Raw genomic sequence first — 23485 nt, 5'->3', positions numbered from 1 at the left:
GTGTGTTTTGACATCGTCTACGCTGATTTCGATTCGCTGTCCGGACCGACGCTCGCGGCCAGCTCCCTGAGTTCGTCCGACGGGTCGTTCTCACGGGCGGCACGGAGTTCCTCGCGGGCCCGGGGATGATCGAGGGCCGCGAGGGTCCAGATCACGTTTCCGCGGACGACCGATTTCTCGTCGTCGAGCAGTTCGGTCAGTTGCGGGATCGCCGGCTCGATCGCCGCGGGATCCCGCTCGGCGACGTGCGAGGCGACGCCGGTGGCGGCCGCCCGGACGCGCGAGTGCTGGTCCCCGAAGAGCGCGATGAGTACTTCGCTGGTATCCGAATCGAGGACCGTGTCGGCGACGGCCTCGGGGCGGGACTCGGTGATCGCTGCAATCGTCCGTGCGACGATCAGCCGGCTGCTCTCGTGTTCTACCCGGCTGTGGTGTTCGAGGTCCGTCAGATTCCTGCCCTGGACCGCCCGGGGCCTGTCGGCGGTCGACTTGAACTCGTCGGTCAGCGCCGCGAGCAGTTCCGGAACGGCGTCGACGAGCCGTTCGGGAGCGTCCGTCGCGACCGCGAGGAGTGTCCCCGCGGCCTGCCGTGCGACCCCGTCTCTGGGGTGGTCGAGTCGTTCCATCGCGACCGCGTGGTGTTCGGCGACGGCGTCGGGCGCGGCCGTCGAGAGGTACTCGATGGCCTCCATCGCCCGCCGTTCCGTGACCGTCTCCTCGAGCATCGGCAGGAGCCGAGCCAGAGCCTCGTCAGCGACCTCGGGGTCGGTGTCTGCGAGGACGACCCCCGAGATAGCGGCGATCCTGTGGACCGACGACCGGTCGTTGCGCAATAGTTCCGGGATCGCGGTGACGGTCGCCTCGACAGTTTCTGAGTCGAGGGCCCCTTCCTCGGCCTGCGTTGCGAGGGCCCGGACCGTCGGGAGTTGCGAGAGCGAGTCGGCGACCGCGGGGTCGAGGTCGTCTATCGCCTCCCGGAGCGTCGATACGTCGATCGGGCCCTTGTCGGCGATGGTGATCATTGGTCTGGCGGTTCCTCGGTGATCGATTCGCTCTCCCAGTATGGGTGGTCCTCGTCACAGACGCGGAAACACGCCGTGCTGTGTCCCTCCTCGAAATCGAACTGTTCCGGTTCCCGTTCCGTGCAGATCTCTCGGGCCTCGGGACACCGCGTGTGGAACCGGCACCCGGAGGGCGGGTTCTTGGCGTCGGGGATGTCGATACCTCGGATCGGCGGCTCCTCGGTCTCGTCGCCGGCGTCTAGGTCCGCGGTTGCCCACATGAGCACCTTCGTGTACGGGTGCTGGGGATTCCGGAGGATCTCCTCGACGGTTCCGATCTCGATGATCTGGCCGAGGTACATGACGCCGATCCGGCCGCCGGCGTTCCCGGCGAGGTACCGGGCGTTCGCGAGGTCGTGGCTGATGAACAGGTAGGAGGTGTCGAACAGGTCCTGCAGTTCGAGCATCAGGTCCATCATCTCCACCCGCAGCGAGACGTCCAGCGCCGAGACGGCCTCGTCGGCGAGGATCAGGTCCGGATTCATCAACAGCGCCCGGATGAGCGCGACCCGCTGTTTCTCGCCGCCGGATAGCTGGTGGGGGTACCGCTGGGCGTAGTCCTCGGCCGGCGTCATCCCGACGATATCGAGCAGTGCGTGAATTCGTTGATGGCGGTCTTCCAGCCCCATCTCCTTGTTCCACCGCTTGAGCGGGGATTCGAGGGTCGTGATGACTTTCCGGTTGGGGTTGAGTGAACTGCCGGGGTCCTGGTGGATGATCTGGAGCGACCGCCGGATGTCCTCGAACGGGATGTCGATATCTCCGGTGCCGTCCCGAGCCTCCCAGACGTCTTGATCGCGGTACTCGAGCGTCCCGTCCGTGGGGCGCTGGACGCCGATGGCGGTCTTGCCGAGCGTCGTCTTGCCACACCCGGACTCGCCGACCAGCGCCACGACGTCGTTGTCGTAGATGTCGAGATCGATCCCGTCGACGGCGTAGACGGTCTCGGGTTCGTCGAAGATGTCGAGAATCCCGCCGCCGTCCTCGAAGTGAACCTTGGCGTCGTCCAGGGAGACGACCGGCTCCTCGGACTGGGATCCCTCGATCGACTGCTGGTCGCCGTACTCGTTCGTATCCCCGAATGGAATCGCGTCCTCCGCCGCCTCCCAGTGGTGACAGGCGGTCTCGTGCTCGTCGCCGACGTCGTAGAAGCCCGGGTCCTCCTGGACGCACGTTTCGTCGGCCAGCGGACATCGAGGATGGTACGTGCAGCCGTCAGGGATGTTCACCGGGTCCGGCGCGCTCCCCTCGATCGGCGACATCTCCCCCAGCGGCGTGTCGAGGTTCGGGACTGACCGCAACAGCGCCCGAGTGTACGGATGGGTCGGGTTGTCGAGGATCTCATCGGCGGGGCCGAACTCGACGAATTCGAAGGCGTACATCACTGCCAGCCGGTCAGCCAGCCCCGCGACCAGGGGCAGGTCGTGGGTGATGAAGATGACTGTCAGATCGTAGGTCTCCTGAAGCTCCTCGAGAAGACTGAGAATCGACTGCTGCATCAACAGGTCTAGTGCAGCCGTCGGCTCGTCCATCACCAACACGTTCGGCTTTAGAACGAGGCTGTATGCGATCAGCGCTCGCTGTTGCATCCCACCCGAGAGTTCGTGGGGGTACGAATCGAGCACTCGATCGGGGTCCATATACAGATCAGAGATGAGGTCTCGAGCGTGGCTGAGCCCCTCGTCGACGGGCTTGTCGTGCGCCTCCAGTACGAGTTCGAAGTGCTCGCGAATCCGCATCGTCGGGTTGAACGAACTCTGGGCGCCCTGGAACACCATCGAAATCTCCTCCCATCGAAGCCGGCGAAGTTCTTCCTTGCTCAGATCGAGCAAGTTGACCTGGTCGCCGGCGTCGGTCCGGTAGCGGACCTCGCCGTTGACAGTCCCGGGTTCCACGACGGCGTCGAGCAGCGAGGAGGCGAACATCGACTTACCGGAACCGCTCTCCCCGACGACACCCAAAATCTCCTCCCGCTGGACCTCGAACGAGACGTCGTTGAGCACCCGCGACGTCCCCCGATCCATCGAGAACGTTACACTCGTGTTGTGTAATTCGAGGATCGGTTCGTCGACGGAGGGTGAGCGCTCAGACATCGCCGATCACTCTCCTGGGGCGCATGCATGCACACCGTGTGTGACATTCTGTGACACACTCGGCAGTCGTGCAGCGGCCAAATAAACTACTCTGAACGGGCATCATAGCGGAATTGCAGACACTCCTACTTATAGATTGCTGGGGATATCCCCGATCCGGCGGCCGTACTCGGTCCACGGCAGGGACGGACGGTGTTCGGACCGAGACATTTGGGATTGATGAACAAGCCACCCAACTGGCGTTCCCATGTTCTCCATGAATTCGATACTCCGTGAGCCCGGAAATCCTGACAGGAGAGCTTGCCTCGGACCGAGACTCACAGTAATATAATTTCATTTCAATAAATTATTTATGTTCGTGATGTGCACAACTGGACGCTGCGAGAAAGCAGCACACGGATTGGGAGACGAGAGCGCCATAGCTGTTCCAGCTGCTCTACAAATGGCTTGCCCAGCATGGAACAGCTATCCACCTGAGCACACGGCGGTCTACTCTCAATCCCTTCCACCGTTCCAGATAGAGAGTTCTACATAGCAGTTGCTGCCAAGAGAATCGACCGGCCTATTCACGAGAGGTGCCTCGAGATGCCGGTGGGTACTTCGGAGATGGACGCCAGCGCTGTCCTTCGCGAACGACCCCCCCCTGGGATCAAGCGGAAACAACCCGGACCGAGAGAAGCCCGAGGTATGTGACGAATTTTCGACTCTCCTGGAGTGTTTCGACCAATCGGCGAACACGGTAGAAAAAGACCAGACGGGGTCCCGGACGAGGCCATTCGCTAGTTACATGTACGTGATATTTAGCTCGATGACGTTGGCAGCGCTCTCAAGTTCTTCGGGGAGTTCCTGGGTGAAATATTCATCCTGGAGCCGGCTCGTTGGCCCAGAGACGCTGATCGCGCCTTCGACGTGGTCATTGTTATTGACGATTGGCACAGCGACGCAGCGAAGGCCCTTCACACGTGCTTCATCGTCGAAGGCGACCCCCTCTTCACGGATCGTTTCGAGCTCTTCGAACAGCGCATCGCGCGTCGTTATCGTGTTCGGCGTCGTACAGGGGAGACCGTGTTGCTCGATGATCTCGTCGACGCGTTCTTCGGGGAAATACGCGAGGATTGCTTTCCCCAGTGCCGTGTTGTGGAGATGGACTCGCTGGCCGATATACGAGTCAGTCTTCACCGCATTGTCGCCGTGTGCCCGGTGGAGGTACACCCCCATCCCTTTCTCTTCGACGAGGAGATTCGCCATCTCACCGGTAGATTCCGCGAGCGATGTGACTTCCGACTTTGCAATGTCGTAGAGCCGGCGGTCCCGACGGGCGAAGCCACCGAGATCGAGGAGTCGAAGTCCGATTTTGTACTCCTGTCCGTTCTTGACTACGTACCCGTCCTCCTCGAGCGTTTTCAGGTAATTGTGAATACTGCTGTTCGAGAGATCGAACTCCGCAGTGAGTTCCGTTAGTGTCGCCCCGTTTTTCCGCTTCAGCGTTTCTAGGATCTGGAAGGTCGTCTGGGCCGTTTTCACGGTGCCGTTGTTTCGGGGTGTGCTCATACTTCCCATACATACTTCCACCCATTATATAATCTTCTCCAACAATGGTGGCATTATTCCAGTATAGCCACAATCGTGGTAGCAATGACGGCCGTCTACTCGGTTGTCTTCCCAGACCACTCCAGACAATCCACAGCGAAACGACGCTCTTGGGGGCAGAACGAACTGTCGATTTCCAAAAATCTAATACCCCTGTCGCCATCTTGCCGGATGATGCGGCTATCAGAGAACGATTTCCCAGCAATCGGATTAGGTACGTGGCAGAATACGGTCCCGGACGAGTGTGCGAACAGCGTTCAGACAGCACTTGAACTTGGGTATCGCCACATCGACACCGCCCATTATTACGGGAACGAAGAAAGCGTCGGCCGTGGGCTCCAGCAATCGGACATCGAACGCGACGACGTCGTCGTCGCATCGAAGGTCCACGCGGAGAAGTTCGGGCTGGATTACGAGGGGGTGATCGAGGGCGCAAAAAAGAGCTGCGAACGGATGAATCTAGAGCGTCTCGACTTGCTCTACGTACACTGGCCAGTTCTCCAGTACGACGCAGAAGAGACGCTTTCGGCCTTCGAACAGCTCGAGCGCGACGGGGTTATCGACCACGTCGGGCTCAGCAACTACTCGATTGATCTACTCGACGAAGCCCTGTCAGTGCTCGACGAAACGCCCCTGGCGCTCCAGATGGAGATGCACCCGTTCCTCCACCAAGACGAGATTCTCGAGTACGCACAGGAGCACGACATCTGGCTGATCGCGTATTCGCCCCTGGCGCGCGGGAACGTGTTCGAGAGCGACGTGCTCCAATCGATCGCGGAGAAACACGACGTAAGCGAAGCGCAAGTCTCGATTGCCTGGCTTCTCTCGAAAGACAACGTCCGTGTGATTCCAAAAGCGAGCAGCGAAGCACACCTGCGGGACAATCTGAACGCAGTCGACCTCACTCTCGATGAGGAGGACATCAAGCGTATCGACAACGTCGATCGGCAGGAGCGCTACGTGGAACGCGACGATTCGCCTTGGCTCGAATAGCATCGAATCACGCCACTAATACCTCCATCTCTTTCGCGCAAGTGCCGAATCGATTCCTCCCTCAGACTCTTCACTCCAGACAGTTCGAACTGAGCGGCAGCGATCGAGAATTCGAAGATCCGACCAGAATGCCCTCCTCAGTCGGTCTACCGGTCACCAAGAAGTGATTGTGATTTCACGCAGGGGCGGGTCAAGCGGGATGTCCACTCGCGAACCGGTGTAGTGAGAGAGGTAGAATCCGACAATGATCTCCAGTGAACGGGTAGCCTCGACGCCGGGGGAGTAGTTCTCACACTCCCCGTTCAAGAGGTCCTGTATATGGTTCGCCGCGTTCATGAACGAGCCCTTGTAGTCGTTCTCCCACGTCCACGCTCCGTTGATCCCCGGAAGTTCCTTCTCGATGTGCTCGCCGTCTTCGAGGGACCAGTAGCGCCACTCTCCGTCGTCGTTGTTGAGGTAGAGCTTCCCTTCGGTACCGATGAAGTGCAGCGTCATCGACGACATTTCTCTCGGAATGGTACAGTCGACGGATACAAACGTCGCGTCGTTCATCACGATGTGGCCGCCGCCCCCCGCGTCGTCGACTGACCCGTTGGCGTCTAACGAGTCCACTGCTTCGTTTTCACCCGTGATGTATCCGCTCACCGTCTCCGCACGCGCGTCGAGCAGATAGACGAGCGTGTCAAGCACATGCGTCGAATTCCGCATCAACTCCATCCGGTACTGCGTGCTGACGGATTTTATTTCACCCAACAGGTTCTCGTTCTGGACGAGATATCGCAACCGCTGCAGTTTATTCGTGAACCGGAACGAGTGGTTGACCACGAGTTCCGTGTCGGTCTCCTCGCAGACATCGACCATCTCTTTGGCCGCCGACACCTGTGAGGCGATCGGCTTTTCGCACCAGATCACGTCTGGGTCGGCCGCTGAACGGGCCGCATCGATCGTATGCTGGTCGTGAAGAAACGAGGGGGTACAGATGGAGATGACGTCGAGGTCCTCGTTGGCAAGCAACCCCTCGTGGCCGACGTACTGTCTACTGGGCGCGATTTCCCAGGCCTCGCCAAACGTGGCGAGGCTGTCTTCGTCGACATCCGCTACGGCGACCAATTCAATCTCGGATGCGTTGTCGTATCCCCCCGCGTGACTCGCGTCGATTTTCTCTTTCCCAATGGCTTCCTCGTCGTGCATCCCGAGGATTCCCATTCCGGCGATTCCGCCTGTACCGATTATACCTGCTTTGTATGACATGGTTATCAGTGTCTCGTACCGCTCGAATTTGGACTGCCTGACGGGTTACTTATATCATATCCCAAGATGGTCTCCTGACACGTTGTCCGAAATTGAGTCCATCAACTGAAGTAACCATATCCTCCAATATAAAACCAAGAGTAGCAGAAATAGGTGCTGATTGATCAGCCGAGTCTCGATACGAGTCGCTGTGCAACGATACTGACTACGAAAGCGCGGTTCCGGACTGTTCAGACTCACCTCGGGACGTATCTAACTACTTGGGTGCAGATGCGACGAAGGCGCCGCCATCGAACTCGATAGGTGTCGGCTCTTCCACGACGCGGAGATCGTCGCGCTCACGGGCCTCCTCGACGAGCGCAGTCGAGGCGTGGATCCTGTGGAGGTGCATCGTATCCGCTGCGTGGAGGATGCGAACGGTATCAGGGTCGACGACGCCGATTGTCGACAGCGCGGCGACGAGCCCTGCCTGGTCAGTCTCGACGACCGGGGGGAGTTTCACTCCACGGACGGTGCTCGCAGTGAGTGCGTTAATGAGCGTCGTCGACGCGTCGAGTTCCGCGACGATATCCTCGTGGATGATGTCCGCCGACCCCACTCCCATCGCGTTCCCGTGGGTCGTCTCCGTCAGCCCGCGAGTGTAGATCCGCTTGATATCCGGTGTTTCCGGAGCGGGCTCGTTTATCGCGAACGGGCGACGCCCGATCACGTTCGTATCGAGTCCCTGGCCGCTGACGTCTTTCCCTTGTTCGTCGAAGACGACGACGTCGAGCTCCTCGAAGGGGAGCTTCGGCATGATGTCGTACGCGAGTTCGAGCAGTTCCCGTTCCCTGTCGAGGAACCCGCTCGGAGGGATACCTTCTAGAATCGTCGTGTCGTCGTGTTGGTCTTCCACGATAGCGACGCCGCCGACGACCGGCAGGGCTGCGAGCAATTGCTCGGTAATCTCGGGAATCATGTTCCGGAATGACCAGTCGACCGCCCACTCATGGGCGATCTTCGCGCCGCGCTGCTTGCCCATCCCGATGACGAGCATCTTCGAGAGCCCGCTCTCGACGGAGCCGTCGAAGTCGGTGTGTGGCTTGATCCGGTTTATCGGAACGATCGCGTCGGCTCCGGCAGCGTTTGCGTCAGCGACGACGGGCACATTCCGTTCGGTCGTTCGGCCCACCTCGACGACGTCCATATCTGAACGGATCTCACACCCGATCGCTGTCTCAGTCACACCGAGCTCGTTAAGCATCTCACGCTGTCCCTCGGCCGTCGCGCCGCCGTGGCTCCCCATCGCAGGGAAGACGAACGGTTCGTAGCCGGCCTCGGACACAGCCGCGACGACGCCGGAGACGATCTCCGAGAGATTTGCGATACCACGACTCCCGACACCGAGTGCGACCTCGCCGCCGTCGGGAACATCGGTGAACGATAGGGACTCGACGGCACGCGCCGCGTGGGAACTGACATCCGCTGGCTGGATGGGGTCTGTCTCCCAGACCTGTTCGATAACACCCATCTGGGGGAGTTCGATCTCGCCGCAGGCGTCGAGAATGGTCTCCTCCGGTACCGAGAGCGCACTCACCGCTGCTTCCGAATTCATAGTCTCATGATCGAGTGGTACGGGGATAAACGTGACTCATCGACCGGTTACACGCCCGGTCACTCGACCTCCGTTCCGTCCCGTTCGCTGTCGACTACTGCAGGCGTGGGAACCCCCGCGTGTGCGATAGATCACTGACGTCGAGCAGATAAATCTGATTGCACCCGGTCGAATCGTCGCCCGCGACGAACACGATCCAATTCCGATCTGGAGTCATCCGGGGATGAAAGTGCGATTTTTGGCCGCTCCCGTAGGTGGACCAGTCTCCGATGAGCCGTCCCCACTCGTGTTCGCCGTGTTCGCGGTACCGTTCGAGATACCACAGTTCGTGACCGGTCTCGCCCGCTGTCTCGTAGAAGAACAGTTTCCCGTCGGGATCGTATCCGGTGTGGGTGTATCCGAACGCGTCGGGGAGGTCGAACTCGACGCGGTCGTGAGTGAAGGGGTCGTAGAGCCCCCCTCGGATGCCGTCTGACCCACCGAGCACCTCGTATGCTAAACCCCGCGCTGTTGCGAGGTAATGGCAAACTTCGCCGCCCCGTCGATCACGTGTCCGGAGGTGGGAATACCACCCGCCCTCTCTATCGGTCAGTAACATCCCGTTCTCGGTCGCAGGGTGACAGAAGACGAAATGCTGGTCGTCGTATGGGAGCACGTGATGAATTGGACTGTTGATCCGGACCAATGTCCGGTGTTCGCTGGAATCGATGTGATACGCGGCCAGAACGGTGTCCTCGGAGTGGTGGCGCCCATCGTCGAGAACCCGCTCGAACAGTTCTCGGTCGTGGTGGATGTAGACGAACCATTCGCCGTGGGGGGTGACACAGTTCTGTCCGATGGCGACGCGATCTTCGGGAAGTTCGAATAGCGACGTGTCGGTGCCCGTCTGAACGTCGACCTGTCGGACGTCGTTGCCGTCGAAGTAGATCACCTCGCCGCGCTCGACGTTAAGTGCGCTCCGGTGGTCGAGTACGCCCGTTCCGGGATCAGTACACCAGGGTCGCCAGTGAGTGTCCGTCGCGGAGGCGTCCGTCAACTGCGTGCTTTCCCCTGTGGGGAGGTCGACTCCGTAGAGCTGTACCTCGCCGTCGAAAGCGCGGTGGTAAACGAGCGTTCCGTCGGGGGTGAGAGACGGCACGTAATAGTATAACGGGTAACAGAACCCCGGCCCGTCTGTCACCTGGACCACGCGGCGCCCCGTTTCGGGGGCGGTCGTTTCCGAAAATCTTCCCGCGAGTTGCATGGATTGTATCGTTCACGCACCATCAAATAAGGTGGTGCCCGTAGCCGGTGTTGTGTTCGTGGCTCCGAGAGATCACGGCGATGGGTTTGCACGTACGATATCGAGGCCGGTGAGGAACCGAACAATCTCATCGCGGGAGTCCGGAGACACAGACCAGATAAACCAGTGTCTAGTGGCGTTCTCGTATAACAGCCGCCTCAGCGTTCGCCCTGCGCTCTGGTGTGCCGACTGTTCTCTGGTGTTCGCAGCCCAGTTCGGGGAAGAGACGCATCGCAATTGACACAAACACTTTTGTAATGGATACCCAGTGTGAGATATGGAAGAGCACGAGAAGTCCTCCATCCAGTCAGTCGAGACGGACTTTACCATCCTTGAAACGGTTAGAAACCTCAACGGTGCGGGTGTCGCAGAGATATCCGACGCCCTCGGAATGCCGAAAAGCACGGTCTATAATCATCTAAACACGCTCGAGCAGGGGGGGGTACGTCGTCAAGGACGGGACGGAGTACGATATCGGTATCAGATTCCTCGACTACGGGGGATACGCCCGGTCGAAGCGCAACCTGTACGAGCTAGCGAGGCCTGCGGTCGACGACCTTGCGAACACGACGGGCGCGGCTGCGAACCTGATGCTCGAAGAAAACGGCGTCGGGGTATACCTCTACCACCGCCGTGGGGACAGTTCGATACGTATGGACCCACATATCGGACAACGAGTCCCGCTTCATGCGACAGCGCTGGGGAGGACAATCCTGGCACATCTCCCCGATGAATCGACAGAATCCATTCTCGAAGAGCACGAGTTGCCGAAGTACACCTCACAGACGATCGCTGATCGAACGAAACTCCGCGAAGAGTTACGAGCAGTGCGAGAGGAAGGCATCGCTTTTGACGACGAAATGCGTCACGAAGGTCTCCGGTGCGTCGCGGCCCCAATACTCGACAACGGAGATCGCGTGCTCGGCGCGATTAGTGTCTCGGGTCCCATCAGCGACTTCCACGGCGAGCGGTTCCGCAGTGAACTACCAGCAATTGTCGAAGACGCTGCGAATACGGTCTGTCTCAAGCTCGCGCGGGCATAGTCCAACGGACGACTGAGTGACTTCGAGCAACGGGAGACAGCGGAGAATCCGCCATCTTCCGACGGAAGTAAGCAGAGTGATTGATACCGTATACGGTACCGAAATACCTGCGAAAATCGCGGTACTGGCGCTCGAACTCGTAATATGGCCCTACAAGGCAGTCGCCGGACTCGCGAACGATTCCTCAATACGAGGTTGATTTCCAGCTATACTGGCGTTCATCCCGTGAGGGTGGAAGACGTTACTGGAATAGATGCTAACGTACAGTTATTCTGGAGGTCTAGAAAATTGCCTTCACGATACTATCTGGCCGGTCTCGACAGATTGCACCTCAACACGTCTAATCAACTGAGGATTACAGTACTACTATTGTTATCTGAATTTTTCAAATATCGTTGGATGATGCTCCACTATTAGTAGATGCTGGCGGAGACTACCGAATCAAACTTGACGGAGTTATTGCTGCTATCCATTGGTTCGGCTAACGGGATACGTGTCATTTCAGGCTATTTTCCCACCCCTCACGACAGCAGGATCAGTAAGTACCAGCAGCCGGTGATACACTCAGACGGAGAGAGGCAAAGGTGGCATTCGGTGCGGTTGGACCACCGATTGATGGGCCTGCTCGACTACACTCGTGAGACAGTATCACTGGACGGCGTCTGGGGGACGATTCCGGATCAGTTTTCGCTGTTCCAAGGCCGCCCCCGCAGGGATTCGCTTGTCTTCTTGAACACGCTGGAGGGCGAACGGCTATCCTGAAGACATATAAAATCGGATATTATTTGTCGTATAGTGTAATTCAGGGCGGTTGTCAAAACCGGGCTTTATTCGTCGGTCGAGCCGAAGATCCCGTCTCCGAGAGATCGTGATAGCTGACGCTAACACGCTTCGACAGGATTGAGATCCGGCGATCTCCGCAGAGAACGCGTCACTGCGATCTGTGTTTCTTCGACGAAGTCGCGCACTTGTTGTGACTTGAAATACGATGCATTATCTAGCAACACGTGGATTTTCTCGGCAAATTCGTCCTGAAGTGCTCGAAAGAACCTTATCGTCACGTCGCTAGTAAGACGGTCTACAACTTCGTTTGCGATGAATTTCTGTTCGCTGGAGACTGCTCCTAGTATCTTCACACCCTTTGAACGTCGCCAAAACTGGATGTTTACTCGTTGAACACGCGGAACCACGAACGGTAAAGGTAACAGCCGATAGTTTTTCGCGTTTGATCGACCCCGACGGTGGTATACTCATCAGAGAGCGATTTACTCAGTTTTGTTGGAAATTTCCCAGAATTCGGTGCGTTCATCCTCGTCAGCTGTCGGCAGTTGCGGTCGCGGTGTCTTCCAGGTGAGGCCGGCGTCTTTCAGCAATCTCTGGACGTGGCGCCGGGAATATTCGGCTCCAAATTCGTTTTCGAGAAATCGCTGTGCGAGTTTCGTTGTCCACGCCGGTTCGTCGTAGCCGGCCTCAGACGGTGGATTAGAGACGGTTTCCTGAAACTTCTCTCGGTCGGCGTCGTCGAGTTTCGATGGTCGACCAGAGCGCTGTCGATCCTGAACTGCTTGGTTGATCGGTTCCTCTTCAAGGCGGTCGAACCACCGATAGATCGTTTGTTCGCGCGTATCGAGCCACTCTGCGATCATCGGTGCAGACGGCCCTCGCTTGTAGATAATCGCAACAAGCAACCGCTTTGTTTCCCGTTTTCCCGTCGCGTCGTCAAGCGCGGCCTCTAATTCTTCGACGGAGACGTTTTCTAATCTTGCCATTACAAGACTCATATCACGAAGTGAGTTAGTATTGTCGGTTAGTTTCGTCTCTTAGTATGGCGGCAGAACCTTCGTGCCACTATCACCGAACGTGGTCATCGAGTGGTATCTGACAACGACAACTCGATGACTTCCGAAGAAGTCCATGGTAGTACGAGCGGTATCAGGCGTCAGAGAGCGATGTCGAGCGTCGCGGAATCTCCCTCGAGATAGGGATCGAGACGAACGCCCCGCCATCGTCGCGAGCGTCGATAGTGGGCCGAAGGACGTCGAAGTGGTACCCGCAGTCTAGGTCGTGGCGTTCCTGTCGAGAAATTAACCATAGACGGCTTTCCGTCTCGAAGACCAACCCGAAAGCATGTCTCGTCAGATCCCGTGCTGGCCCGACCTGAGTGGTTTCTCCGGAGACTCCTTCATCGAGAGTGGTTGCTCGTGCTCCGACTGCAGCGTCCAGAGACTGCAATCATGAATCTGGGCTATCTCGCTCTCGGCGCGTTCCTCCTCGTACTCACGGTCGTCGACATCCTCTGGACGACGTTGTGGGTCGAGGGCGGTGCCGGACCCCTTACCTCGCGATTGATGTCCAGTACGTGGAACACGCTCAAGATGGTGTCCGGAAAGCGGCCCCGCGTGCTCTCGCTTTCCGGACCACTGATTCTGATCCTCGGCCTCGTCATGTGGATCTCGCTCCTCTGGAGCGGGTGGACGTTCCTGTTCGCGGGCGGCGAGGAGAGCCTGATCGACACACGGAACACTGGCCCGATCTCCTGGACAGAGCGATTCTACTTCGTCGGTTACACTGTCTTCACGATGGGCAACGGGGATTTCACGCCGAACGGCGGGGTCTGGCAGGTCGCGACCGCCCTCACGACGGCCAGCGGGATGCTATTTGTCACACTCAGTGTCACGTACGTCCTCAACGTTCTCAGCGCCGTCACCCAGAAGCGGTCACTCGCGAGTAACATCCACGGGCTCGGGGGACAGAGCGCGGCAATTCTCGAAACGAGCTGGGACGGCGACTCGTTCCGGGGACTGGAACTACCGCTGAATATGATCTCGAATCAGCTCAACACGCTCACGTCGAACCACAAAGCGTACCCGATACTCCACTACTTCTTCACGCCACAGACGTCGCAGGCGCCGACCACGAACATCGCCGCGTTCGACGAGGCGCTCACGCTCCTCCGGTTCGGCGTCGCCCCACAGCACCGTCCGAGTGAGCCGGCCATCAGCCAAGCCCGGTTGAGTGTCCAGAACTATCTCGATACGCTCGGGAGCGCCTTCGTCGATCCTGCATCGGAGTCTCCACCCGCCCCGACGCTCAACCGTCTACGTGACATCGGGGCCCCGACGGTCTCAGACGAGGAGTTCACCAGTTCGCTCTCGGAGGTAGATGGCCGGCGTCGACATCTGCTTGGTCTTGTCGAATCAGACGCCCGAAACTGGCCGAACACAGACAGCGACTAGAACTCCCTCTCGTTGAAGGGATTGTACGACTACTTGGGATCGTCGACCATCGGCCCGACAGAGGACCTACGAGGCGTATAGCAGAGAACGAGGGCCCCGGCCAGCCGGCAGCCCCGATCGGGGCATGTCAGCGGGGGAGATCGGTCTCGGCCTCGAGAGGGTCTGAATCCGCCCTGACGGATGTGTACACGCGCTCGGCCCACTCGCATCCGATCGGGTCCTCCGTGTCGACGAACACCTCCATGAGGCCGGTGGTCTCGTCGTACCCTCCGATTCCAACGCGCTCGTCGAAGATCGCGAGCCCGTACGGCAGTTCAGTACGCGTCCGGAGGGTCAGGTGCCCCCGATCGATCGCTGCCCGGGCCCGCTCGGGGTGTGTCTCGAAGAGTTTCTCGACGGTGTGGGGCAGGTAGATGATCTCGGTGTCGGTTTCTTCGAACAGCTGCTGGTGGAACTCGCCGAAGAGGAGCGGTGCCATCTGCGTCGTGTTGAATCCGCGGAACGTCTCCGACTCGTCGACGAGTGCGACGAACCGCTCGACTGGCCCGTAGGGGTCGTCGAGTTCGGCGACGGTGACCGTCGCGTCCACGAACGGCTCGACGACGAACTCCCGGTGGTCCTCACAGATCGCGTTGAGAAGCGGGGTGAGTCGATGCGCGGTTCGCACGTTCGCCTCGAAGCGGAGTACCTCCCCAGCGACGACCTCGCCTCGCCAGGTCAGCTGAAATCGGCCATCGACCTTCTCGACGAAGTCCTGCTCGTCGAGCCACTGCGTGTAGCGGTGACTCGTCGCCCGGGAGACGTCGAGCCGCTCTTCGATCTCTCGCCGATCGTGCGGTTCCTCCAGGAGCGCTTCGAGGACGGGTCCGTGCCGGACGACGTCTCTGAGGAAGTCCGTGTCGACGCGATCGCCCGCGGCTTCCAGACGCTGCCCGAGATAGCGGCGCTTCCGTTCGTTTTCGAGGATGGCCTCGAAGACCGGCGAGCCAGGTGGCGGGCGACCACCGGCGGCCGAACGGTCGTGTTCGTCGGGTACCATGAGAGTCACTCTCTAGAGAGAGAGGTTATCACAGATAGTAACTCTATCCCGTCACCGTCCGAAACTCGTCTCACTGCCTGAAACGGTGTTCCCGCCATCGAACACTGCGCGATAGGTGAGGCCAACGCCCGTGCGGCCGTCCAGTTCTGTATGGAACGACAGGTCGATCCAGACGAACTGATCGGACGGTTCGAAGCGGAGTTGCGTGGCGAATTGATGCGGCCGGCCGACGCATTGCCCGAGTACGACCCGACGGATCTGTTCAGTCGCGACCGGACCACCACTCTGCCCGAAACCGCACCATCCGATAGTGGGGAACGCCATGAGTGATCGGGGCGCTGGATTCGCGGCAGCCTGGCAGCTATCGATCGCCTGCTGCGTCTTGGGGATACTGGCGGTATCGCTGAGCGTCCTGCTGGGAAGTCTGACCTTCAGTGAGTCCGAGCGGGCAGCTGCCACGGTTGGTCTCGTTCTGTCGGGAGCACTCGCGCTGGACGTCGGATACGGTGCACTAGCACAAGTCGTTAATCGGGCCGGTCGCGAACTGATCGTGAGTTCCGGACCGTGACCGCCGTTGGTCTCGGGATCTCGACGATCGGGTTCTGCATCGGCTTCGGCCTGCTCATCGGCATCCTCTTCGGCTTCTTCGGGATGGGCGGGTCGTTTCTCGTGACGCCAGCGCTGTTGGTGATCGGCTATCCGGCACCGGTGGCTGTCGGGAGCGGACTCGCATTCGTCTTCGGTACCAGTGTCATCGGTGCGCGCAGACACCGTGATCACGGCCAGATCAGCTACACGCTGGCGGCAGTGATGACGCTCGGAATGACGGTCGGTATCGTAGTCGGCACCCGGGCCACGTTCCTGCTTGCGGAGCTCGGCAGCGCTGACGTCGTCATCAGCGCGATGTACACTGGACTTCTCGGGACGGTCGGCCTCTCCGTCCTCCGAGACGCCGGTACTTGCGAGAGCGATAGCAGGTCGAGCCGAGTCGCTGCCAGGGTTCAGGCTATCACGCTCTCACCGATGGTGTCGCTTCCTGGCGGCGCGACCGCCTCGGTATGGGTTATCCTCTTGGTCGGGTCGGCCGTCGGCATTCTCTCTGGATGTCTCGGCGTGGGTGGCGGATTCCTGCTACTCCCCGTCATGGTCTACGGGTTCGGTGTCCCCGCCGCGATCGCTGCCGGGACCAGCATCCTCCAGATCTCGGTCTCGGGTGCGTTCGGGACGTTCGTCTACGCTCAGTCGGGCGCTGTCGATATTCCCGTCGTCGTCGCGTTACTCGGCGGGAGCGCGCTCGGCGCTCGCATCGGGACAGGTGCGACACAGCTGGTAGACGAGAACGAGATCAAGGAATACTTCGCAACGACGTTGCTCGCGGGGAGTGCCGCCACCGCGAGTAAACAGATAAGTGTCGCATACGGCGTCGAGCTGTTCGAAACCGTGAGTGGAGTTCTGATCTTCGGAACGGCAGTCCTGGTCAGTGGCACGATCGTCCGCGCAGCTATCGCTGCGCTTCGGAAGGACCGAGACCGGCTGTCACCACTGACACACTGAGTAACGGTTCAGGTAGTATCACTCGCCCTGTCGCGCTGATGTCATGGGATTCCCGCGTAGCAGATTCGGTAATGACGATCGAATAGGCCCCGTCTACGCAGAGATCCATCCGCGACTGCGCACCGACCACCTTGCGTTTGCATGCGAAGTGAGTTTCGAGCGTGTCCTCTACAGCAGTACTGCACCATCGACGGTTCGAACAGCAATGCCGAGAGCGCTACGTCGGTGTCCGTCCCGTCTCGTCCCGTCACGTCCGGTCCCGTACGAGACCATCGAATCCGCGAAAGACATAAATTATAGACAGCCATCTGTTCTCGTACTTCTAATGCGCGCCGCCCTGTAACCGGGCCTGACACACACAGGCCCACGGTCGGTCGCCTCGTTCGGAAGCTGTTGCTCTCCGAGACCGGCTCGCGCGGTCGACGCCGCCAGTGGCGCTCAGTCGCGCGGCCTGTACTTTTTCACGGACAGAGCGGAGCCACGCAGTGAGTCGTAGCCCAGCGAGCAGTCGAATCCAATGATCCAATCGCGACAGAACCCAACCACGAGACCCCAACCCTCGAAGCACAGCAGTCCATCGAACAGACAAACCTCCGACACCCAATCCGACTCGAGATCCACGAGACAGCTACTGTCTCCCGTTACCGATCCGAGCGAACTCCGAGTCCATTCGATCGCTGGGGGCGGCACTGTCGCTGAGACCAGTCAGATCAGCTCTCTGCCAGTACTGGTCACGGGGTATCTCGTCCGACGTAGCACCCTCAGGAGACGACGATGACGAATCGAGACAGCGCAGAATCCGGTCGATTCACGGAGGGGAATATCGTCTGGCCGCTCCTCGTCCTCGCCGGTCCGCTCACTGCGACGCAGTTGCTGCAGGTGGCCTACAACCTCACAGACACGTACTGGGTCGGCCGAATCGGCGCACAAGCGGTGAGCGCGCTGTCGTTCTCCTGGCCGATCGTCTTCCTGCTAATAAGCCTCGGTGGAGGCATGACGAACGCCGGGACGATCCTCGTCTCACAACACGTCGGCGCGGGCAACGACGACCGACTCGGCCACGTCGCTGGCCAGACGCTCGCGTTCGTCGGCCTCCTCTCGGTCGGTGTCTCGGTCCTCGGGTTCGTCTTCGCGCCGCAATTGCTCGCAGTCATCGGCGCGACGCCCGGAACGACGATCCACGGGTTGGCGGTCACGTACCTCCGAATTATCGTCCTGGGAATGCCGTTCACGTTCGGATTCTACGTGTTCATGGCGTTGCTCCGCGGGTGGGGTGATACGAAGACACCGATGTATCTGATGGCGCTCACTGTCGGGCTCAACATCGTTCTCGACCCGTTCTTCGTCCTGGGATTCGCCGACAATCCGCTGTTCGGGTGGATCGGCCTGGGAGACGTCCAGCGATCACTGTACGCAGCGACGGGATTCACGGGGTTCGGCGTCGCGGGTGCTGCAGTAGCGACGGTTCTCTCGCGGGCAGTCGCCGCGCTCGTGGGCCTGTGGTTGTTGTTCGGCGGCCGCGTCGGGTTGCACCTCGCGGTCGACGATCTGCTGTTGCAGTTCGAGACGGTTCGGAAAATCGTCGGGATCGGCGGTCCGGGAGCGATCGATCAGAGCACGCAGTCGATCGCGGCCATCCTGCTGACGGCGCTCGTGGCCACCGTCGGCACGGACGCCGTCGCCGCGTACGGTATCGGCAACCGATTCATCTCCATCGTCTGGCTTCCGACGGTCGCGATGGGGATGTCCGTCGAGACGGTCGTCGGCCAGAACCTCGGTGGCGGCCACCGTGACCGCGCTCTGCGGACGGTGTACGTCGCGGTTGCGATCCTCGGGACGGCGTTTCTCGTCGCCAGCGGGCTCACTGTCTGGTTCGCTCGCCCCATCGTCGGCCTCTTCATCACCGGTCCAGGGGCCGATCGAATCGTCGACCACGGTGCGACATTCCTGCGAATCGTCGCGCCGACGTGGGTCGTCATGGCTTCCTACCACATGATGAACGGGGCGTTCTACGGGGCCGGGTCGACTCGTATGGCGATGGCGATCGGCGTGACGGCGCTGTGGGGCGTTCGAGCCGTCGCAGCAGTCTTCCTCGTGGTGGCCTTCAGCTCCGGTGCGACCGGGGTGTGGTCCGCAATTGCACTCTCGAACGTCACCGCGGCTGTCGTCGGCGCGTTCTGGTTCTTCCGCGCGGACTGGACGGACAACGTCGTTGACGATGGTGCGATCGAGGACACGGGCACGAACTCGACTTCGGCCGAAATCGACTGACACGGTCGGTATCTCTGTCGTGATAAGACCTGGACAGAGAGGGTTTATTCGGTCGCACCAGAGACCGGCTGTACCTCGATATAGCCGTAACTCTTGACCCTGACTCGATAGTCGAGGTACGCGAACTCCACGACACAGTCGCCTTCCTGTGAATCGAGCGGGTGTCTCGTACAGAGCCTGTCTAGCGCCTGTGGATCGATGGCGGAGTACAGCGGTTCGAAATCAGTCGGCTGCGTCTCACCGATCTCACTCACGATTTTGACGACGGCGTGGCTCGGTGGAATCTCCCCGCTATCGAAGCCGGCCTGGTATACATCTGTCTCGTCGTCGTACTCTATCGGCTCTAATCCATCTACTGGGCAGTCATTCACCTCGATCCCCTTCCACGACGTGTTCGCCGAAGTGGTTGAACGGCTGGATGACGGTATTCTTGATGATCTTCGTATTGACGACGCGGAGCCCGAGTTCACTCAGTTCGTCCGTGATCCGGGCTACGTCGTCGGAGTCGGTGCCCACGGCGTCGATCTGGACGTTATCCTCTCCGTTGAGGACTTCACGTATCGAGATGATTCCGTCGATATCGCGAGCCTCGTCCGCAAGCAGTTCCCGTCGCGGATTGGGCGCGGAACAGATGATCTCGACGTAGAGCTGGAGCCCCGCCTTGTCGTAATCGATGTCTGGATAGTATCCGCGGATGATGTCGTCCGCTTCCATCTGTTCGATGCGGTTGCGGACGGTACTCGCCGACACCCCCACCTGTTCGGCCATTTCCTGTGTCGTAATTTCTCGGGCGTCTCGCTGCAAGAGGTACAAAATACCCTTGTCCACCTCGTCCAAGTCCATCTGGTAGCCAGTAGGGGCCGCCCCACATTGATTTTTCGCAATTGCCCTGGCCGAATACTGTGGTTTTCATAATATAATCGACTGAATTGCTGAATTCGCAAAAGATGGGGTGCTCGTGGCGGAGAAACTCGCTTGGATCTGCGGAATTCATACTACTGTCCTCGAACCACTGTGTAGAACCGTTATGAATAATTGCATGGGGCTCGTACACGAGTGGAGGGATTAGTATCTCTACTGATTGGACGGACGACTCCGTCACTGCGACGCTGGACGCATTAGCTGACGGTACGCGACGGGACATCCTTCGCTATCTAGTCGAGGACACAGACGGGATAGCGTCGTACGAGGAGCTTGCTCGCCAAATGCAGTCACGAGACCCCGACGAAGAACTGGAACGGTTGGTCGCACTCCTCCACCACCAACACCTGCCCAAACTCGCTGCGGCCGATATCGTCGAATACGACACCCGTAGCAGCACTGTCCGATACCTTGGCTGTTCCCTCACCGAAACAGTTCTCGCAACAGTCGACAGCAAGTGACGTCGCCCAGGAGTGACGTCACGGGCGACGACCCTGGCGCTCGGCTTCTCCGTCGGCTCTTTCGCTGTCAGCTACTACCGATTTAACGTCGCCGACCTGTGACTGGAGCGGCTCTCTCGGGTAACGTGCGAACGTACCTTTAAGTTAATGAACGAAAGTGTATATTCCGTTATGTCCTCTCAAGAGGTCTGGCTGGAAAGCACGATCGGCGGGTTCACAGCGACCGGTCGACTGCACACGCTGAGCGTCTGGTTCATCCTCGCGCTGCGGCTGATGATGGGGCTGGCGTTCCTGCAGAGCGGGGTGGACAAAGTGCTCTCGGGGAGTTTCGGCGCCGCGGGGTACCTCCAGAACGCCCCACCGGCGAACGGGAGCCCGGTCGCGGACCTGTTCGTGGCGATGGGGGAGACGCCGTGGTTCGTCGACTTCGTGGACGTCGCCGTCCCGTGGGGCGAGGTCCTCATCGGCCTGGGGCTGTTGTTCGGCGTACTCACGAGGCTGGCGGCGTTCTGGGGCGCGTTCATGATGCTGCTGTTCTACCTGGGCAACTGGGAGATCGGCCACGGCTACATCAACGGCGACTTCGCGTACATGCTCGTGTTCCTCGCCGTCGCGGCGTTCGGCGCCGGCCGCATCCTCGGCCTCGACGCGTATATCGAGGCGTACGAGATCGACGGCCGGCCGCTCGTCGAACGCTACCCGTGGACCCGATACTTCCTCGGATAGCTCGTGGATCCCCAGTTCGTCGGCGGTCGTCAGTTCTCGCTGCCCGGGATCCGCGCGGGTTCGAACCGCTGGAGCCCGAAATACGTGTTCAGAACGGCACCGAACCCGACGGCGATCAGTCCGAACTGAGCGACCGCGCCGAGATAGGGGATCGCACCGAGCAGTTCGACTGCGAGCAGGAAGGCCCCGATCCCCGCGACCGTCGCGATATCCGTCCGTCCGATCGGTAGTCTCCGCCCGATCAGATGACCGAACACGATCTGCCCGTAGAGGACGATCAGTACCTCGCCCACGAGCCCGGCGATGCTGACGGGAATCAGGACGATCGTGAACGCCATGTAGACGAACAGCACCAGTAACGTGGCGGCCGCGAGCGCCCCGACGACGCCGCTGACGAGCGCGTGATCGGTGACGGCGTGGCCGACGGTGTCGAGCAGCGCCGGGTGGCGACGGGCGAGCCACCAGCCGACGAATCCCAGTACGAGGAACTGCGCGAGGAACCCCCCGACCCGTCTCACCGGCGAAGAAGTCGGCGTCGGCGGCTCGAACGTCGACACCGCGCCGACCGCCGCACCGTCGGCGACTGACGCGTCGCCGGAGAGTAGCTGGACCGTGCCGGTAACGGTCGCCCCGTCAGCGACGGTGACGTTCCCCGCGAGGACCGTCACGTCGCCGTCGAGTTCGCCCTCGATCTGCGCTGTCCCCCCGATGACGTAGAGGTCGCCGGCAGCGGTCGCGGTGGCGGGCACGCTCGTCGTTCCACCGGCGACGACGTGGACGTCCTCGATCGTCTCGACGCTGTGGTCGCCCTGAAACGTCACCGACAGCTGCTCGACGTCGCCGCCTCCGAGAGAGACCAGCAGCAAGACGACGATCAGCAACGGGATCGATTGTGTCGGGCTCACGTCGCGGACCCCCCTCTCGAAAGCACGACCGCTCGACGGAGATAGAGACCGACCCCGAGTCCGAACACGAGGAGCAAGGACAGCGCCTGGACGACGTTCAGGTGCGAAAGCAGCGTCAGTTCGGCCGCCTGAAAGTACAGCGCGAGCGCCGTGCTCGTGAACGTCGCGAGCCAGCCGGCGACGCCCACGCCGATAGCCGAATGGGTCCCGATCGTCTCGGGCGTCGAGAGGTCCGGCCAGAGCGCGAAGTTCAGCGTTGTGTAGAAGCTCACCGCCACTGCGTAGAACGCCGGATTGAGCGGCGACGCGGGTCCCGCTGCGAGGGTCGGGAACGCGGCCGCGACTCGCAGGTCCGAGGTGTAGAGAACGTGCGTCAGCGCGAACAGCGCGAACGTCCACAGAAACACCCGATTCAGCGGGTAGTGAACGTAGATGACGCCGGCCATCAGCGCACCGACGACGTGGGCGACGGCGATGATCCACCGCGTCGCGAGATCGGGCGACTGCCAGGAACTCAGCAGCAGCGAGGGCGTGTCGATGATCCGGAGGAACCCCAGACTGTCGACGAAGAACACGCCGAACATCAAGACGACCGGGACGGCGAACGCGAGCGTCCGCGCCCGCACAGGATCGGGATAGCAGAATCGGCCGGTCCCGAACTCGCGATGCTGGTCGCCGAGCTCCGAGAGAATCGCCTCGATACGTGTTACGCGACCGGACGCCAGCACGGCCAGAACGACCAGCCCCGGTGCCATCGCGGCGACCATCACCCGACTGAAGACGTCGATCGACCACGTCAGCGGGATGGCGTTCGCGCCGAAGTACGCGATCGCCGTGATAGCGGCGGCGACGTACCCCCGGTCGGGGACCGGGACGAGGTCGATCGCGAGCGAGAACGAGACGGGAAAACCGACGCCCAGCCCCACGGAGGCAGCGACGATCCAGGCACCGAACGCGGGGACGCTGCGGACGTGCGGTGCGACCAGCGTGAGCGCGAACTGGACGCAGACGACGCCGAACAGAAGCCGGAGTTTCGTCGGGAGGTCCGTGCTCCACCCGCGACGGTCCATCGTCACCCCAGTGACGGCCGCGACGACCAGCGTACACAGCGCGAGTGCGGCCATCCACGCGGAGACGGCCGTCTCCGACAGGCCGACCAGCCGCGTCCCGAGATCGATGAGTCCCAGCTGGACGAACGTCAGGTTGTAGTAGTAGCCGGCGACCATCAGGGCGACGAACAGGACGTATCCGAAGAGCGTCGTCCACCGGCGTTCGCGCGCGTAGGTGGGAAGTCGCATGCAGTCGTTCTCGTTCCCACGTCGACAGGGAGGACAATAAAACAGGGCACAGACGCGGGCGCCTCGCTGAAATCACCACCTGTCCGTCCGTCGGTTCGGTTCCCGAGGCGCGCGCCCGACCGGATCGGTGCAGCGCCGACCCGTGAATCGATCCGAACCGCGCCAGT

The 23485-nt window shown here is 60.6% G+C and carries 20 protein-coding genes and 1 pseudogene; 8 read left to right on the top strand and 13 right to left on the bottom strand.

The genetic code is table 11. From position 1 onward, the window contains the following. Positions 1 to 17: 17 nt before the first annotated feature. The 3 genes from ACMGFH_RS22275 to ACMGFH_RS22265 form a co-directional block, all read right to left on the bottom strand. Positions 18 to 1022 (bottom strand): HEAT repeat domain-containing protein, encoded by a 1005-nt coding sequence (locus ACMGFH_RS22275; RefSeq protein WP_415383324.1) that lies wholly within the window; start codon positions 1020 to 1022, stop codon positions 18 to 20. Continuing rightward, positions 1019 to 3154 carry an ABC transporter ATP-binding protein gene (locus ACMGFH_RS22270; RefSeq protein WP_415383323.1) on the bottom strand — a complete coding sequence of 712 codons (2136 nt, stop codon included), beginning with the start codon at positions 3152 to 3154 and terminating at the stop codon, positions 1019 to 1021. Before ACMGFH_RS22270 ends, ACMGFH_RS22275 begins: the two co-directional genes overlap by 4 nt. Positions 3155 to 3937: 783 nt before the next feature. Then, the gene (locus ACMGFH_RS22265; RefSeq protein ID WP_415383322.1) at positions 3938 to 4705 is read right to left on the bottom strand and encodes an IclR family transcriptional regulator; all 768 of its coding nucleotides are present in this window, start codon (positions 4703 to 4705) and stop codon (positions 3938 to 3940) included. Positions 4706 to 4918: 213 nt separating this feature from the next. Between ACMGFH_RS22265 and ACMGFH_RS22260 the strand changes: the two genes are divergently transcribed. Continuing rightward, a complete protein-coding gene (locus ACMGFH_RS22260; protein WP_415383321.1) occupies positions 4919 to 5737 on the top strand; it encodes an aldo/keto reductase in 819 nt (272 codons plus the stop codon). Positions 5738 to 5890: 153 nt separating this feature from the next. On the opposite strand, the gene ACMGFH_RS22255 is transcribed toward ACMGFH_RS22260, so the two are convergent. From ACMGFH_RS22255 to ACMGFH_RS22245, 3 genes are all read right to left on the bottom strand, one after another. Next, entirely contained in the window at positions 5891 to 6988 is a 1098-nt protein-coding gene (locus ACMGFH_RS22255) for a Gfo/Idh/MocA family protein (protein ID WP_415383320.1), read from the bottom strand. A 256-nt stretch (positions 6989 to 7244) separates the two neighbouring features. Continuing rightward, positions 7245 to 8582: a DUF362 domain-containing protein gene (locus ACMGFH_RS22250; protein ID WP_415383319.1), complete on the bottom strand. Its 1338-nt coding sequence runs from the start codon at positions 8580 to 8582 to the stop codon at positions 7245 to 7247. A 94-nt stretch (positions 8583 to 8676) separates the two neighbouring features. After that, a complete protein-coding gene (locus ACMGFH_RS22245; RefSeq protein ID WP_415383318.1) occupies positions 8677 to 9825 on the bottom strand; it encodes an oligogalacturonate lyase family protein in 1149 nt (382 codons plus the stop codon). Between the two features lie 316 nt (positions 9826 to 10141). On the opposite strand from ACMGFH_RS22245, the pseudogene ACMGFH_RS22240 reads away from it, so the two are divergent. Together ACMGFH_RS22240 and ACMGFH_RS22235 are read left to right on the top strand one after the other, a co-directional pair. Further along, positions 10142 to 10270, top strand: a pseudogene (locus ACMGFH_RS22240) (helix-turn-helix domain-containing protein); the annotation flags it as partial. A 184-nt stretch (positions 10271 to 10454) separates the two neighbouring features. Further along, a complete protein-coding gene (locus ACMGFH_RS22235) occupies positions 10455 to 10907 on the top strand; it encodes an IclR family transcriptional regulator (protein ID WP_415383317.1) in 453 nt (150 codons plus the stop codon). Between the two features lie 881 nt (positions 10908 to 11788). Here ACMGFH_RS22235 and ACMGFH_RS22230 read toward each other — a convergent pair. Beyond that, positions 11789 to 12097, bottom strand: coding sequence for a transposase (locus ACMGFH_RS22230; protein WP_415383316.1), 309 nt, complete (start codon positions 12095 to 12097; stop codon positions 11789 to 11791). Between the two features lie 75 nt (positions 12098 to 12172). Further along, positions 12173 to 12676 (bottom strand): IS630 family transposase, encoded by a 504-nt coding sequence (locus ACMGFH_RS22225; RefSeq protein ID WP_415383315.1) that lies wholly within the window; start codon positions 12674 to 12676, stop codon positions 12173 to 12175. A 432-nt stretch (positions 12677 to 13108) separates the two neighbouring features. On the opposite strand from ACMGFH_RS22225, the gene ACMGFH_RS22220 reads away from it, so the two are divergent. Beyond that, on the top strand, positions 13109 to 14143 hold the full coding sequence (locus ACMGFH_RS22220; RefSeq protein ID WP_415383314.1) for a potassium channel family protein: 1035 nt from the start codon (positions 13109 to 13111) through the stop codon (positions 14141 to 14143). 127 nt (positions 14144 to 14270) lie between these two features. Here ACMGFH_RS22220 and ACMGFH_RS22215 read toward each other — a convergent pair whose 3' ends face one another. Continuing rightward, positions 14271 to 15182, bottom strand: a complete 912-nt coding sequence (locus tag ACMGFH_RS22215) for a helix-turn-helix transcriptional regulator (protein ID WP_415383312.1) — start codon at positions 15180 to 15182, stop codon at positions 14271 to 14273. A gap of 150 nt (positions 15183 to 15332) precedes the next feature. Here ACMGFH_RS22215 and ACMGFH_RS22210 point away from each other — a divergent pair, with 150 nt between their 5' ends. The 3 genes from ACMGFH_RS22210 (at position 15333) to ACMGFH_RS22200 (ending at position 19007) form a co-directional block, all read left to right on the top strand. Then, positions 15333 to 15512, top strand: a complete 180-nt coding sequence (locus ACMGFH_RS22210; protein ID WP_415383311.1) for a hypothetical protein — start codon at positions 15333 to 15335, stop codon at positions 15510 to 15512. A 234-nt stretch (positions 15513 to 15746) separates the two neighbouring features. Then, positions 15747 to 16736: a sulfite exporter TauE/SafE family protein gene (locus tag ACMGFH_RS22205; RefSeq protein WP_415383310.1), complete on the top strand. Its 990-nt coding sequence runs from the start codon at positions 15747 to 15749 to the stop codon at positions 16734 to 16736. Positions 16737 to 17510: 774 nt separating this feature from the next. Further along, positions 17511 to 19007 (top strand): MATE family efflux transporter, encoded by a 1497-nt coding sequence (locus ACMGFH_RS22200; RefSeq protein ID WP_415383467.1) that lies wholly within the window; start codon positions 17511 to 17513, stop codon positions 19005 to 19007. A 44-nt stretch (positions 19008 to 19051) separates the two neighbouring features. On the opposite strand, the gene ACMGFH_RS22195 is transcribed toward ACMGFH_RS22200, so the two are convergent. Continuing rightward, complete coding sequence (locus ACMGFH_RS22195) at positions 19052 to 19378, bottom strand: HalOD1 output domain-containing protein (protein WP_415383466.1); 327 nt, start codon at positions 19376 to 19378, stop codon at positions 19052 to 19054. After that, positions 19371 to 19850, bottom strand: coding sequence for an Lrp/AsnC family transcriptional regulator (locus tag ACMGFH_RS22190; protein ID WP_415383465.1), 480 nt, complete (start codon positions 19848 to 19850; stop codon positions 19371 to 19373). The genes ACMGFH_RS22195 and ACMGFH_RS22190 overlap by 8 nt, the downstream gene beginning before the upstream one ends. Before the next feature lie 710 nt (positions 19851 to 20560). Here ACMGFH_RS22190 and ACMGFH_RS22185 point away from each other — a divergent pair. Beyond that, a complete protein-coding gene (locus tag ACMGFH_RS22185; RefSeq protein WP_415383463.1) occupies positions 20561 to 21115 on the top strand; it encodes a DoxX family protein in 555 nt (184 codons plus the stop codon). Between the two features lie 29 nt (positions 21116 to 21144). On the opposite strand, the gene ACMGFH_RS22180 is transcribed toward ACMGFH_RS22185, so the two are convergent. Then, entirely contained in the window at positions 21145 to 22020 is an 876-nt protein-coding gene (locus tag ACMGFH_RS22180) for a polymer-forming cytoskeletal protein (protein WP_415383462.1), read from the bottom strand. Beyond that, positions 22017 to 23318: an MFS transporter gene (locus ACMGFH_RS22175; RefSeq protein WP_415383461.1), complete on the bottom strand. Its 1302-nt coding sequence runs from the start codon at positions 23316 to 23318 to the stop codon at positions 22017 to 22019. The genes ACMGFH_RS22180 and ACMGFH_RS22175 overlap by 4 nt, the downstream gene beginning before the upstream one ends. Positions 23319 to 23485: the final 167 nt, after the last annotated feature.

The sequence above is a fragment of the Halosimplex rarum genome (assembly GCF_047715405.1).
Lineage (GTDB): Archaea > Halobacteriota > Halobacteria > Halobacteriales > Haloarculaceae > Halosimplex > Halosimplex rarum.
Note: the sequence above shows the minus strand (reverse complement) of the source record. Positions and strands in the feature narration are given on the sequence as shown.

Excerpts from the sequence above, each read along its gene's own strand:
- ACMGFH_RS22275 (WP_415383324.1), bottom strand. The coding sequence starts at position 1,022 with ATGATCACCATCGCCGACAAGGGCCCGATCGACGTATCGACGCTCCGG.
- ACMGFH_RS22270 (WP_415383323.1), bottom strand. The coding sequence starts at position 3,154 with ATGTCTGAGCGCTCACCCTCCGTCGACGAACCGATCCTCGAATTACAC.
- ACMGFH_RS22265 (WP_415383322.1), bottom strand. The coding sequence starts at position 4,705 with ATGAGCACACCCCGAAACAACGGCACCGTGAAAACGGCCCAGACGACC.
- ACMGFH_RS22260 (WP_415383321.1), top strand. The coding sequence starts at position 4,919 with ATGCGGCTATCAGAGAACGATTTCCCAGCAATCGGATTAGGTACGTGG.
- ACMGFH_RS22255 (WP_415383320.1), bottom strand. The coding sequence starts at position 6,988 with ATGTCATACAAAGCAGGTATAATCGGTACAGGCGGAATCGCCGGAATG.
- ACMGFH_RS22250 (WP_415383319.1), bottom strand. The coding sequence starts at position 8,582 with ATGAATTCGGAAGCAGCGGTGAGTGCGCTCTCGGTACCGGAGGAGACC.
- ACMGFH_RS22245 (WP_415383318.1), bottom strand. The coding sequence starts at position 9,825 with ATGCAACTCGCGGGAAGATTTTCGGAAACGACCGCCCCCGAAACGGGG.
- ACMGFH_RS22235 (WP_415383317.1), top strand. The coding sequence starts at position 10,455 with ATGCTCGAAGAAAACGGCGTCGGGGTATACCTCTACCACCGCCGTGGG.
- ACMGFH_RS22225 (WP_415383315.1), bottom strand. The coding sequence starts at position 12,676 with ATGGCAAGATTAGAAAACGTCTCCGTCGAAGAATTAGAGGCCGCGCTT.
- ACMGFH_RS22215 (WP_415383312.1), bottom strand. The coding sequence starts at position 15,182 with ATGGTACCCGACGAACACGACCGTTCGGCCGCCGGTGGTCGCCCGCCA.
- ACMGFH_RS22210 (WP_415383311.1), top strand. The coding sequence starts at position 15,333 with ATGGAACGACAGGTCGATCCAGACGAACTGATCGGACGGTTCGAAGCG.
- ACMGFH_RS22200 (WP_415383467.1), top strand. The coding sequence starts at position 17,511 with ATGACGAATCGAGACAGCGCAGAATCCGGTCGATTCACGGAGGGGAAT.
- ACMGFH_RS22190 (WP_415383465.1), bottom strand. The coding sequence starts at position 19,850 with ATGGACTTGGACGAGGTGGACAAGGGTATTTTGTACCTCTTGCAGCGA.
- ACMGFH_RS22185 (WP_415383463.1), top strand. The coding sequence starts at position 20,561 with ATGTCCTCTCAAGAGGTCTGGCTGGAAAGCACGATCGGCGGGTTCACA.
- ACMGFH_RS22175 (WP_415383461.1), bottom strand. The coding sequence starts at position 23,318 with ATGCGACTTCCCACCTACGCGCGCGAACGCCGGTGGACGACGCTCTTC.